At 74.2% G+C, this 12,832-nt stretch carries 10 protein-coding genes; all 10 read right to left on the bottom strand.

Annotation, left to right across the window (positions count from 1 at the left end; genetic code table 11):
- Positions 1 to 85 precede the first annotated feature (85 nt).
- Entirely contained in the window at positions 86 to 1,948 is a 1,863-nt protein-coding gene (locus AC6CH9_RS12825) for a [protein-PII] uridylyltransferase (protein ID WP_498155238.1), read from the bottom strand.
- A gap of 16 nt (positions 1,949 to 1,964) precedes the next feature.
- Positions 1,965 to 2,303, bottom strand: coding sequence for a P-II family nitrogen regulator (locus tag AC6CH9_RS12820; protein WP_047232645.1), 339 nt, complete (start codon positions 2,301 to 2,303; stop codon positions 1,965 to 1,967).
- On the bottom strand, positions 2,300 to 3,613 hold the full coding sequence (locus AC6CH9_RS12815; RefSeq protein WP_498155237.1) for an ammonium transporter: 1,314 nt from the start codon (positions 3,611 to 3,613) through the stop codon (positions 2,300 to 2,302). The genes AC6CH9_RS12820 and AC6CH9_RS12815 overlap by 4 nt, the downstream gene beginning before the upstream one ends.
- Before the next feature lie 215 nt (positions 3,614 to 3,828).
- Positions 3,829 to 5,019 (bottom strand): signal recognition particle-docking protein FtsY, encoded by a 1,191-nt coding sequence (gene ftsY, locus AC6CH9_RS12810; RefSeq protein ID WP_498155236.1) that lies wholly within the window; start codon positions 5,017 to 5,019, stop codon positions 3,829 to 3,831.
- Positions 5,020 to 5,085: 66 nt separating this feature from the next.
- On the bottom strand, positions 5,086 to 5,532 hold the full coding sequence (locus AC6CH9_RS12805) for a hypothetical protein (RefSeq protein ID WP_498155235.1): 447 nt from the start codon (positions 5,530 to 5,532) through the stop codon (positions 5,086 to 5,088).
- 84 nt (positions 5,533 to 5,616) lie between these two features.
- Positions 5,617 to 9,174, bottom strand: a complete 3,558-nt coding sequence (gene smc / locus AC6CH9_RS12800) for a chromosome segregation protein SMC (protein ID WP_498155234.1) — start codon at positions 9,172 to 9,174, stop codon at positions 5,617 to 5,619.
- Between the two features lie 145 nt (positions 9,175 to 9,319).
- Positions 9,320 to 9,772, bottom strand: coding sequence for a nucleoside-diphosphate kinase (gene ndk / locus AC6CH9_RS12795; protein WP_498155233.1), 453 nt, complete (start codon positions 9,770 to 9,772; stop codon positions 9,320 to 9,322).
- Between the two features lie 76 nt (positions 9,773 to 9,848).
- Positions 9,849 to 10,343: a DUF4233 domain-containing protein gene (locus AC6CH9_RS12790; protein ID WP_313663571.1), complete on the bottom strand. Its 495-nt coding sequence runs from the start codon at positions 10,341 to 10,343 to the stop codon at positions 9,849 to 9,851.
- A 4-nt stretch (positions 10,344 to 10,347) separates the two neighbouring features.
- Entirely contained in the window at positions 10,348 to 12,066 is a 1,719-nt protein-coding gene (locus AC6CH9_RS12785; RefSeq protein ID WP_498155232.1) for an MDR family MFS transporter, read from the bottom strand.
- A 92-nt stretch (positions 12,067 to 12,158) separates the two neighbouring features.
- On the bottom strand, positions 12,159 to 12,827 hold the full coding sequence (locus tag AC6CH9_RS12780) for a TetR/AcrR family transcriptional regulator (RefSeq protein WP_498155231.1): 669 nt from the start codon (positions 12,825 to 12,827) through the stop codon (positions 12,159 to 12,161).
- Positions 12,828 to 12,832: the final 5 nt, after the last annotated feature.

Raw genomic sequence — 12,832 nt, 5'->3', positions numbered from 1 at the left:
TCTCGTCCGCGGCGGCGCTCCCGCCTGCCGTCGCCCGAGGCCGGGCACGGGCTGGCAGAGGACGGGCCGTCCGCGAAGGACCAGCCTACCCGGCGGCGCCCGGGTCTCTCGGCACGTCCTCCCGTACGGCGACCAGCGCCCGCAGCGTCTCCCCCACCAGGTCGTCGACGAGCCTCGCCCGCCACGCGGTCCACGCGCTCGGCCCGAGCGACGACGCGTCCGCCTCGGTCAGCGCGCGCAGCACGCGGAGGAGGTCCGGCCGGTGGTCGACGGCGTCGGCGAGCTCGGCGACCGTCGCCGGGTCGTCCGGGTCCTCGCTCACCGCGAGCCGCGACAGCGTCAGGTGGTGGCGCACGAGGCGCTCCACGTCGGCCACGACCTCAGGCTCGAACCCCATGCGGCCGAGGATCGCGGGCACCAGGCGCGCGCCCTCGACGGAGTGGTCGACGGCGCCCGCGCGCTTGCCGATGTCGTGCAGCACCGCGGACAGCAGGAGCAGCTCCGGTCGCTCGACGTCCTTGCGGTCCCGGGCCGCGCGCGCGACCACCTCCACGAGGTGCCGGTCGACGGTGTGCCGGTGCACGGCGGCGCGCTGCGGACGGTTCCGCACTCCCGCCCACTCGGGGATCCACGTGGTGACCACGCCGGCGAGGTCGAGCGCCTCCCACACGGCGACCTGGGCCTGCCCCGAGCCCAGCAGCGAGAGGAACGCCGTCCGCGCCGCCCGCGGCCACGGCTCGGGCAGCGGCGGGCACTGGGCGAGGCTCGCGACCGAGACCGGGGAGAGCGTCAGGCCCGTCCGGGCGGCGGTGGCGGCGGCGCGCAGCGACAGGAGCGGGTCGGACGCGGGGTGGGCGTCCACCGCGAGCACGAGCTCGCCGTCGTGCTCGACGAGCCCGTCGCCGACGGGCCGCAGCCTCGGTGCAGCCCGGCGGCCCCGGACCAGGACCGGCCGGCGGGCGATCGACGGCCGCTGGAGCGCCTGGCGGGCGCGGCGGACCGTCGTGTCGAGCGCGTACGAGACCTCGCGGCCGGCCGCGGCGAGGCTCGCGAGCAGCTCGTCGGGGTCGTCGAAACCGGACAGTGCAGCGACCTCGTCGAGATCGGCGAGCAGGAGCCGGCTCGTGTGCCGACCGGTGACGACCTGCACGGTGTCGCGCACGTCCAGCAGGTGCGCGTACGCGCGGTCGACCGACCCGTGCGGACGGTCCGTGAGCCACGTCGCGGCCAGGGCCGAGAGCACGACCGCGTCTCGGATCCCGCCGCGCGACTCCTTGAGGTCGGGCTCGATGAGGTAGGCGAGCTCGCCGGAGCGCTCGGCGCGCTCGCGCGTCGAGGAGAGCAGGTCGGGCAGGCGGCGGCGCGACGCCGACCGCCAGTCGGTGAGGACCGCTGACGACGCCCGGTGCACGACGACCGCGTCACCTGCCACCGCACGCACGTCGAGCCAGCCGACGGCTGCGGGGACGTCCTTGGACGCCACCTGGCGGCACTGCGAGAGCGAGCGCACCGAGTGGTCGAGGTCGACCCCGGCGTCCCAGAGCGGGTACCACAGGCGCTCGGCGACCCGCGCGACGTCCTCGGCCGCGTGGCTGCGGCCGTCGTGGACGAGGACCAGGTCGAGGTCGCTCGCGGGTCCCATGTCGCCTCTGCCGAGGCTGCCCACGGCAGCGAGCGCGATGCCGTCGGGCGCGACGCCGTCGGTCGCCTCGCGCCACAGGCCCTGGAGGGAGGACGTCACGAGGTCGACGACGGCGGCCCGGCGCGCGACCCCGCTGCGGCCGGGGCCGCTCATGGACCGCGCGACGTCGAGCATCCGCGCGCGGAGGCCCCGCACCCCCTCGGGGTGCGGGACCTCAGTGTGCTGCTCGCCCGGCTGCTGCCCGAGGCGCCCCGCCGATCCCCCTGCGACCCCGCCCGTGGTCGGGGTGTCGGCGTGGTCGGTCATCCGATGGTCCGTCGCCTCACAGGGCGCCGGGGCCGTGCTCGCCCGTGCGCACGCGGGCGACGTCGTCCACCGGGACCGTCCAGACCTTGCCGTCGCCGATCTTGCCGGTCTGCGCGGCCTTGACGATCACCTCGGTGACCACGGTCGCGTCGGCGTCGTCGACGAGGACCTCGATGCGGACCTTGGGCACCAGGTCGACCGTGTACTCCGCGCCGCGGTAGACCTCGGTGTGGCCCTTCTGGCGCCCGTAGCCGCTGGCCTCGCTGACCGTCATGCCCCGCACGCCCGCGGCCTCGAGCGCCGACTTCACGTCGTCGAGCCGGTGCGGCTGGATGATTCCCGTGACGAGCTTCATGCCCGCACCTCCTTGATGACGCTGCCCTGCTGGATGGACTCGTACGCCGTCTCACCGTGGACCGCGAGGTCGATGCCGCCGACCTCGGCGTCCTCGCTGACCCGCCAGCCCATGGTGACCTTGAGGATCAGGCCGATGACGAGCGTCGTGGCCGCCGAGAACACGATGGCGACGAGGGCGATGAGGATCTGCACGACGAGCTGCTGCGCGCCGCCGCCGAAGAACAGGCCCGAGTCGGTGGCGAGGAAGCCGATCGCGACGGTACCCCAGAGGCCGGACACCAGGTGGACGCCGACGACGTCGAGCGAGTCGTCGTAGCCGAACCGGTACTTGAGCCCGACCGCGAGCGCGGAGAGAGCGCCGGCGACGAGGCCGAGGACGATCGACGTGACCGGGTTGAGGGCCCCCGCGGCCGGCGTGATCGCGACGAGGCCCGCCACGACGCCGGACGCCGCACCGAGCGACGTCGCGTGACCGTCGCGGATCTTCTCCGTGAGGAGCCACCCGATGATGCCCGCCGCGGTGGCGCTCGTCGTGTTGACCCAGGCGAGGCCTGCGGTCTCGTTCGCCCCGAAGGCCGAGCCCGCGTTGAAGCCGAACCAGCCGAACCACAGGAGGGCGGCGCCGAGCATGACGAACGGCAGGTTGTGCGGGCGCATCGGCTCCTTGCCGAAGCCCTTGCGCTTGCCGATGAGGATCGCGAGCACGAGGGCCGCGACACCGGCGTTGATGTGGACGACCGTGCCGCCCGCGAAGTCGATCGGCGCGACCGTGGCGGCGCCGTCGGTCACCCCGAAGATGCGTGCCGCGAGGCCGTTCTCGTTGCCCGAGAGGAAGCCGCCGCCCCAGACCATGTGGGCGAGCGGGAAGTACGTCACGGTGACCCAGATCGCCGTGAAGGTGAGCCAGGTACCGAACTTCACGCGGTCGGCCAGCGCACCGGAGATGAGCGCGACCGTGATGATCGCGAACGTCACCTGGAACGCGATGTCCACCACGTTCGGGTAGTTGCCGAGCGTGCTCGCCACGGCGCTGCCGTCGGCGTCGGTGATCGCGCCCGAGAGGCCGAACTGCGCGAACGGGCTCGCGACGAGGCCGCCCGTCCCGGCCTCGCCGTACGACATCGACCAGCCCCACAGCACGTAGACGACGCCCACGACGGCCATCGCGCCGAACGACATCATCATCATGTTCAGCACGGACTTGGCGCGGACCATGCCGCCGTAGAAGAACGCCAGTCCGGGCGTCATCAGGAGCACGAGGGATGCTGAGGTCAGCATCCACGCGGTTGCCCCGGTGTCCCACTCCATCGGATCATCTCCCCTCGCCAGCCGGGCGGCCGGTCGGGGACTACGGTGGTGCGGACGGGTTTCCCCCGCGGTGTCGCCGTGTTACGCGGGTGTGACAAGCGTTCCTCGGACGTAAACGTTCCGTTTCCCCCTCGTGCGGGGCCCGCGCGGCGTCCGGATCGCGACACGCTCGTGATCGCTCCGTGACACGATCGTGACCCGCGGCGGGGCGCCCGTCAGTCGCCGAGGAGCCCGTCGACGAACTGCTCCGGGTCGAACGGGGCGAGGTCGTCGGGGCCCTCCCCCAGCCCGACGAGCTTGACCGGGACGCCCAGCTCGCGCTGGACCGCGACGACGATGCCGCCGCGAGCGGTGCCGTCGAGCTTCGTCAGGACGATGCCCGTCACGCCCGCGACCTCCCCGAAGACGCGCGCCTGGTTGAGCCCGTTCTGCCCCGTGGTCGCGTCGAGGACGAGGAGGACCTCGGAGAGCGGCGCCTCCTTGGTGATGACGCGCCGGATCTTGCCCAGCTCGTCCATGAGGCCCTGCTTGTTCTGGAGCCGGCCGGCGGTGTCGACGAGCACGACGTCCACACCCTCGGCGCGGCCGCGGCGCACGGCGTCGAACGCCACCGCGGCGGGGTCGGCACCGTCGCGGTCGGACCGCACGGTCGGGACGCCCACGCGCGAGCCCCAGGTCTCGAGCTGGTCCGCCGCCGCGGCGCGGAACGTGTCCGCCGCGCCGAGCACGACGCTGCGGTCCTCCGCGACGAGCACGCGCGCGAGCTTGCCCACCGTCGTGGTCTTGCCCGTGCCGTTGACGCCGACGACGAGCACGACGGCCGGGACCGGGGCGCCGTCGTCCCCCGTGGTGGGCGACGTCGCGAGCGAGCGGTCGAGCGACGGGTCGACGAGCGCGACGAGCTCCGTGCGCAGCAGGTCCCGCACGCTCGCGGCGTCGCGGACGCCGAGCACGCGGACCTTGGTGCGCAGCGCGTCGATGAGCTCGCCGGCCGGCCCGGCACCGACGTCCGCGAGCAGGAGGGTCTCCTCGAGCTCGTCCCAGTCGTCCTCCGAGAGGTGGTCGCGCGAGAGCACCGAGAGCAGGCGAGCGCCCAGGGGGGACCCGGATCGGGCGAGCCGCTCGCGCAGGCGGACCAGTCGGCCGCCGACGGGCTCGGGTCGCTCGATCGTGGGAGCGGTGGCGGCGGCAGCCGGCTCCTCGGCCTCGGGCGGGGCCTCGACCGACACGGTCCCGGGCGGAGCCGTGCCGGTGTCGGGTGTCGTCGGAGGCGCGGCGGGCACGGCGGACGGCGGCTCGAGGACGTCGCGGCGAGGTCGCCGACGGACCGCCACGGTCCCGACGGTGGCGAGGGCGACGAGGAGGACGACGCCGAGGACGATCCAGAGCGGGAGGAGGTCGTTCACCCCGGAAGTCTCTCAGACGAGGGCGGCGGTCACGCGGTGGTGACGGTCACGCGACGGTACGCGCGGCTAGGCCTGGGGAGGACGCTCCCCCGTGTGCAGCGGCCGCACGCGCTCGCGCGCGCGGTGCAGGACGTCGGTCAGCTCCTCCGCGTCGACGTACGCGTTCGACGTCACCTCGGTCGCGGTGAAGAAGTCGTCGATGCTCGTGTCGACCGGCCGGGGCATGCGCACGGTCCCGACGTGGTGCGCGTCGAGGCTCCCGCGGCGACGCCGCCGACGCAGACCCGAACGGAAGTCGCGCCAGAACGCGCGCATCCCCTGGTCTGCGGACCGGTCCCCCTGCGCGGCCGACGACTGGGCCTCCGAGCGCGCAACGACGCTCGCGAACAGGAACACGACAGCGGCGACGCCGAGCGTGAGCCCCAGCCACACGAACATCCAGACCATGACGACCAGTATCCGGGTCCCCGCACGGGGCGCGACCGGTGCCACGCCGAGCTGCCCGATCGGCACCACATCTTCACAAGGCGCGGAATTCCAACGTTTCTCCAGCATAGGCCCAGGTCCCGGACGTGCCCGGACCCGGCATGAGGCGCCTCACACCGAGACGTCCTCGCGCGCCTCGTTCATCCGCTGACTGATCACGGTCGTCACGCCGTCACCGCGCATCGTCACCCCGTAGAGCGCGTCCGCGATCTCCATCGTGCGCTTCTGGTGGGTGATGACGATGAGCTGCGAGTCCTCCTGGAGCTCCCGGAAGATCTCGAGGAGGCGGCCGAGGTTGACGTCGTCCAGGGCCGCCTCGACCTCGTCCATGACGTAGAACGGCGACGGGCGGGCCTTGAAGATCGCCACGAGCAGCGCGACCGCCGTGAGCGAGCGCTCGCCGCCGGACAGCAACGAGAGCCGCTTGACCTTCTTGCCCGCCGGGCGCGCCTCGACCTCGATCCCGGTCGTGAGCATGTCGTCCGGGTCCGTGAGCACCAGCCGCCCCTCACCGCCGGGGAACATGCGCGCGAACACCCGCTCGAACTGCTCGGCGGTGTCGCGATAGGCGTCCGCGAACACCCGCTCGACCCGCTCGTCGATCTCTCTGACGATCTCCAGAAGGTCGGCACGCGACTTCTTGAGGTCGGCGAGCTGGTCCGCGAGGAACTTGTGCCGCTCCTCGAGCGCCGCGAACTCCTCGAGCGCGAGCGGGTTCACCTTGCCGAGCCGGCCCAGGTCGCGCTCGGCGGCACGCAGCCGCTTCTCCTGGGCCGCACGGTCGTAGGGCACGGTGCGCGGCTCGTCGTCGTCCGACGGGACCGGGACGTCGCGGTGAGGACCGAGCTCCTCGACGAGGACCGCCGGGTCGAGGCCGAGCTCCTCGACGCTGCGCGCCTGGAGCTGCTCGATCCGGAGCTGCTGCTGGGTGCGCGCCACCTCGTCGCGGTGCGCGACGTCGGTCAGCTCGCGCAGGCGAGAAGCGAGGTCGTCGACCTCGCGCCGGGCAGCGGTCACGGCGGCGTCACGCTCGGCGCGCGCCGCCTCGGCGGCCGCGCGCTCCTCGCCCGCGCGGGCGAGCGACCGATCGACAGCGCCGAGGGCGCGCGCCGCACCTTCGCGCACGGCCGACGCACGCTCGGCCTGGCGCACCCGGGCGGCCTCGCGCCGGGCGGCCCGCTCGCGCGCCTCCCGCTCCGCCGCGGCGGCCCGAGCGAGGGACTGCGCCCGGCCGGCCACCGCCCGCGCGCGCTCCTCGCTCGTGCGCAGGGCGAGGCGAGCCTCCGTCTCCGTGGTCCGGGCCGCCGACGCGAGCGCGAGGAGGCGGTCACGCTCCGTGGTCGCCTCGGCGACGGCCTCCTCCGACTGCTCCGGCGCCGCCTCCGCGACGTCGAGCCGCTCGACGAGGCCCGCGAGTGCCTCGCGCGCGTCGTCGAGCCCCTGCGACGCCCGCTCGAGCGAGGCACGCACGCGCTCCGCCTCTGCGGCCGCCGAGCGCGCCGTCGCACCGAGGTGGCCGAGCTGCTCCGCGACCGCCGCGAGCTGTGCGTCCGACTCGTTGAGCCGGTCGAGGGTGTCGTCGTAGCGGGCGCGCGCCTCCTGCGCGGCGTCGCGCGCACCCACGAGGGCGAACCGCGCGCGCTCTGCCCGGGCCGCCGCGTCGTCGTGGGCGGTGCGCGCCTCGTCGAGCGCGGACTGGAGGTGCAGGACGCTCGGCGCCGAGGCCGAGCCGCCCCACGCGCGCGTCGCCGCCAGGAGGTCTCCCCCGCGCGTCACGACCGCCACGCCGGGGTGCCGCGCTACCAGGGTGCGCGCCTGCGCGAGGTCGTCGACGACGGCGACGTCCGCAAGCAGGGCCCGCACGGCGTGGCCGACGCCCCCGCCCGCCGTCACGACGTCGACGGCCCAGCGCGCGCCGTCGGGCAGGGTGGCCGCGTCGCGCCCGCCCCCGTGCGCCGCATCGACCGCGACGACGAGCCCTGCCCGGCCGGCGTCCTCGGTGCGCAGGTAGCGCAGCGCGTCGACGGCGGCGTCGACCGACTCGACCGCGACGGCGTCCGCGGCGGGGCCGAGCGCCGCGGCCACGGCGTCCTCGTACCCGGCCTCGACACCGAGCAGCGCCGCGAGCGACCCCACCACGCCGACGCCGTCGGCGGCGAGCAGCGCACCGGCACCGTCCTTGCGGTCGAGGCTCAGCTCGAGCGCCTCGATGCGCGCGCTCCACGTGGCGCGCTCCTGATCTGCGGCAGAGGCGTCGTCCTCCAGCTCCCGCACGACCGACGTCGTCCGCTCGACCTCGTCGGCCGCGGCCTCGTGCTCGGCGTCGAGGCCCTCCTCGCCCTCCTCGGCGCCGACCACCTGGGTCTCCAGCACCGCGAAGTCCGTGCGCGCCTGGGTGCCCCGGTGCTCGGCCTCCGCCAGCGACTCGCGGAGCCGCCCGATCTCCGCCTCCGCGGCCTCCACCCGGGTGCGCTGCGCGGCGACCTGGCCCGCGAGGCGCGCGAGGCCCTCCCGGCGGTCGGCGGCACCGCGGAGCAGGGTCGCGACCGCGCGCTCGGCCTCGCCCGCCGACCGCTCGACGTCCTCACGGTCCGCGACGGCCGCCGCGAGCGCATCCCGTGCGCGCTCGACCTCGGCCTCGAGCTCGGCCTCGGTCGCGCGCACGCGCTCCGCCTGAGCCTCGAGCTCGTCGGGATCCTGCCCGCGCTGGGTGGGCTCCGGGCGACCGAGCAGGCGCACGCGCTCCTCCGCGAGCGTCTGCGTGCCCCGGAGGCGCTCGCGCAGGGACGACAGCCGGAACCACACGTCGGTCGCCGCACCGAGCGCGGGAGCCGCCTCCGCGGCCTCGCGCTCGAGCCTGCCGAGCCCGTCCCGGGCCGTGGTGAGCGCCCGCTCGACCTCAGCCTGCTGCGCGCGCAGGGCCGCCTCGTCCGCGATCTCCTGCTCGAGGGTCGCGGTGAGCTGCGCGAGGTCGTCCGCGAGCAGGCGGGCCTTGGCGTCGCGCAGGTCCGCCTGGATCGTCGCGGCCCTGCGGGCGATCTCGGCCTGACGGCCCAGCGGCCCGAGCTGGCGCCGGATCTCCGTCGTGAGGTCGGCGAGCCGGGTGAGGTTGGCCTGCATCGCGTCGAGCTTGCGGAGCGCCTTCTCCTTGCGCTTGCGGTGCTTGAGGACGCCGGCGGCCTCCTCGACGAAGCCGCGGCGGTCCTCGGGCGTCGCGCGCAGGACGGCGTCGAGCTGGCCCTGCCCGACGATCACGTGCATCTCCCGGCCGAGCCCGGAGTCCGAGAGGAGGTCCTGGATGTCGAGCAGGCGGCACGCGGAGCCGTTGATCGCGTACTCGGAGCCGCCGCTGCGGAACAGCGTGCGGGAGATCGTCACCTCGGTGTAGTCGATCGGCAGCGCGCCGTCGGTGTTGTCGATCGTCAGGGAGACCTCGGCGCGCCCGAGCGGCGGCCGCCCGGACGTCCCCGCGAAGATGACGTCCTCCATCTTGCCGCCGCGCAGGGTCTTGGCCCCCTGCTCCCCCATGACCCACGCGAGCGCGTCCACGACGTTGGACTTGCCCGAGCCGTTCGGCCCTACGACGCACGTGACCCCGGGCTCGAAGCTCAGCGTCGTCGCGGACGCGAACGACTTGAAGCCGCGCAGCGTCAGGGTCTTGAGGTGCACGGACCCGAGCCTAGTGGCGGCCCCCGACGAACCCGCGGATCTGCGCCCCGCGCGGCCGGGCGCCGTCGCCGGAGGTGCCGGGACGCGCGACGCCCCGCCCCGGCCGGTGCGGCCGGGGCGGGGCGCGGTGCTGCGTGCCGGTGGGTCAGCCCAGCTCGGGGAACCAGAGCGCGATCTCGCGCTCGGCGGACTCGGGCGAGTCGGAGCCGTGGACGAGGTTCTGCTGGACCTTGAGGCCCCAGTCGCGGCCGAGGTCGCCGCGGATGGTGCCGGGGAGCGCCTCGGTCGGGTTCGTGGCGCCCGCGAGGGAGCGGAAGCCGGGGATGACGCCCTGACCCTCGGCGACGACCGCGAGCACCTTGCCCGACAGCATGAAGTCGACGAGCGGCTGGTAGAACGGCTTGCCCTCGTGCTCGGCGTAGTGCGCCGCGAGCAGCTCGGGCGTCGCGTCGAGCAGACGCACGGCGGCGAGCGTGTAGCCCTTGGCCTCGACGCGGCGCAGGACCTCGCCGGACAGGCCGCGGCGGACGCCGTCGGGCTTGACGAGGATGAGGGTGCGCTCGATGGTCTCGGTCAGTGCGGGTGCGACGTCGGTCATGGTCGCCGAGCCTACCGGCCGCACCGGCGTGCCGGACGCCGTGACCACCCGCGCGAGGGCGCGGGCGCGCCTCACCTCAGTCGGCGTTGGGCGCGGTCTCGGGGTGCTCGGCGTCGTACGCCGCGCGCTCGCGGTCGATGCGCCCGCCGAGCCGGATCGAGACGACCCACAGCACGACGAAGAGGCCGCCGACGACGAACATCATCGGCACCACGAGCCCGAAGGCCAGGACCGGCACCTGGACGACCGACCCGGCGACGTAGCCGCCCGGCGTGCCGACCATGCGGGAGAGGACCACGAGCACGACGGCGAGGACGCCGCCCACGAGCCAGATCGACGTCGCGCTCGGCAGCTCTAGCGGACCGCGCGAGTAGGGCACGTCCCGCAGGCCGTAGGCGACGAGCGTGGCGAACACCACGAGGAAGGCCTCGAGCAGCAGCGTGGTCGACGCGAACTGGACCTTCGCGGGCTTCTTCGGCTTGATGCGGTCGCCCGGGGACGGGCGCACCGGGCCCGCCGCGCGGCCGTGGCGGGACGGCTGCGCGGCGGGCTGCGACGGCGAGGTGCTCACCCGGTCAGGATACCGGCGCGGCGTCGCGGCCCCGGTCTTCCGGGTGGTCACCGACCGCTCCGGAGGCGCCCGCGGTCACGACGGCCGCGTCGGTACCCGCGTCCTGCGCAGGAGCGTCCTCGACGAGGTCGCCGTGGTCCGCGACCGCCTCGCCGCGCGCGACCATCCCGGCGACGTCGGAGAGCTTGACCTCGCGCAGGAAGAGCGCGAGGACGAACCCGACGAGCACGAGCGGGACGAGGTACCAGAAGGCCGGGGCGAGCGCGTCGGTGAACGCGTCGACGACGCCGGTGTGGATCGGCTCGGGGAGCTGCTGCACCATCTCGGGCGTGAGCGACGACCCCTCGACCCCGGCGGGCGCGGAGCCGGCGGGCAGCCCCGCGAAGACGCCCTCGAGGTTGTCGGCGAGGCGCGACGTGAAGATCGTGCTGAACAGCGCCGTGCCGACGGCCGCGCCGATCTCGCGGAAGAAGTTGTTCGCGCTCGTCGCCGTCCCGATCTCGTGCGGGTCGACCGAGTTCTGCACCGCGAGGACGATCGTCTGCATGACGAGGCCCATGCCGGCGCCCATGACGAAGATCATCGCGCCGAAGAGCCACATCGACATGTCGCCGGTGATGCGCGTGAGCCAGACCATGCCCGCGGCGGTGATCGCGAGGCCGAGGACCGGGTAGATCTTGTAGCGGCCGGTCTTCGTGATCGCGATGCCCGAACCGATCGCCGTGATCATGACGCCGACCATCATCGGCAGCATGAGGAACCCGGACTCGGTGACCCCCGCGCCGGTGGACATCTGGAGGAACGTCGGCAGGAAGGCGAGCGCCGAGAACATGCCCATCCCGAGCACGAGGCCGATGAGGGTCGCGATCGTGAACGTCCGGTTCTTGAACAGGTGCAGCGGGAGCAGCGGCTCCTCGGCGCGGTTCTCCACGATGACGAACGCGGCGACCGAGACGATCACTGCGGCCACGAGGCCCAGGAGCCACGGGTCCGACCAGTCGTAGCCGCGCGAGCTGGTCAGCGACTCCCAGCTCGTGACGAGCACGATCCCGGACGTGGCCACGACGAGGAAGAAGATGCCGGCGACGTCGATCGTGCGGCCCGAACGGTGCGACGGGAGCTTGAGCGCGACCCACGCGACGACGAACGCCGCGACGCCGATCGGGACGTTGATCCAGAACGCCCAGCGCCAGCCCGGGCCCTCGGTGAACCAGCCGCCGAGGAGCGGGCCGATCACGGCCGCGATGCCGAACAGGGCGCCCATCGGGCCCATGTACTTGCCGCGGTCCTTGGCGGGCACGATGTCGGCGATGATCGCCTGCGACAGGATCATCAGACCGCCGCCGCCGAGGCCCTGCACGCCGCGCCAGGCGACGAGCTCGGGGAACGACTGCGCGAAGCCCGCGCCCGCCGACGCGACCGTGAAGAGCCCGATCGCGACGAGGAACGGCCACCGACGACCCCAGAGGTCGCCGAACTTGCCGTACAGGGGCATGACGATCGCGATCGCCAGGATGTAGGCCGTGATGACCCAGCCCTGGTGCTCGACGCCGTGGAGCTCGCCGACGATCGTCGGCATCGCGGTACCGACGATCGACTGGTCGAGCGAGGACAGGAACATCGACGCCATGAGCGCGCCGAAGATCACCCACACGGTGCGCGGGGTGAGCACGACGAGCGGCTTGGTGCCGTCGACGGGCGGTGCAGCGGTGGAGGAGGCCATGAGGATCCGGTTCGGTCAGGACGGGCGGGGGCGCGCCGACGGGCGCGGCCCGTCGTCGGGTGGTGGGGAGGGTGGAGCGGCGGGACCGGCGGCTAGCCGGCCGCGGGACCGGGGGCGTGCGTGTCGGTGAGCAGTGCGCGGAGCTGCCGGACGACGGTCGGCAGGTGGTCTACCGGCTCGCCCTCGCGGTCGTGCTGCTGCCACTCGAGCGTGCTCGCGCGCAGCAGGCTCATGACCACGAGGGCCAGGAGCTCGGGGTCGGGGACGAAGGGCCGCACGGCGCGGCGTGCGAGGAACATGTCGACGAGCTCGGCCCGGTGTCCCTCGACCCAGGCGACGTGCCGCGTGACGAGGTGCGGCTCGCGCTGGACGAGCTCGAGCGTGCGGGCCATGCGCTCGGGCGTGACGATCTGCTGCGCGAGCACGTCGGCCACGACGACCTCGAGGTCGTCGAGCAGCGCCCCCGTGGGACCGCCCCCGACGAAGGTCGCCACGATCTCGGGTCGCACGGCGAGGTCCTCGAGGCCGAGCACGGCGTCGTCCTTCGACGGGAAGTAGTTGAAGAACGTGCGCGGCGAGACCCCGACCTCGGCGCAGACGTCCTCGACGGTCACCGCGTCGAAGCCGCGCTCCAGCACCAGCGTCTGCGCCGCCTCGACGAGCGCCTCGCGCCGGGCGCGCTTCTTGCGTTCCCGCAGACCGCCGGGTGACGGCGCCAGGCATGCCGCGGCCCGCTCGGCCGACGAGGGGCGAGCGGGCATTTCAG

The sequence above is a fragment of the Cellulosimicrobium sp. GQ32 genome, from assembly GCF_059758455.1.
This window is presented reverse-complemented; position numbering and strand designations above follow the sequence as displayed.

Excerpts from the sequence above, each read along its gene's own strand:
- AC6CH9_RS12785 (WP_498155232.1), bottom strand. The coding sequence starts at position 12,066 with ATGGCCTCCTCCACCGCTGCACCGCCCGTCGACGGCACCAAGCCGCTC.
- AC6CH9_RS12780 (WP_498155231.1), bottom strand. The coding sequence starts at position 12,827 with ATGCCCGCTCGCCCCTCGTCGGCCGAGCGGGCCGCGGCATGCCTGGCG.
- AC6CH9_RS12825 (WP_498155238.1), bottom strand. The coding sequence starts at position 1,948 with ATGACCGACCACGCCGACACCCCGACCACGGGCGGGGTCGCAGGGGGA.
- AC6CH9_RS12820 (WP_047232645.1), bottom strand. The coding sequence starts at position 2,303 with ATGAAGCTCGTCACGGGAATCATCCAGCCGCACCGGCTCGACGACGTG.
- ndk (WP_498155233.1), bottom strand. The coding sequence starts at position 9,772 with ATGACCGACGTCGCACCCGCACTGACCGAGACCATCGAGCGCACCCTC.
- AC6CH9_RS12815 (WP_498155237.1), bottom strand. The coding sequence starts at position 3,613 with ATGGAGTGGGACACCGGGGCAACCGCGTGGATGCTGACCTCAGCATCC.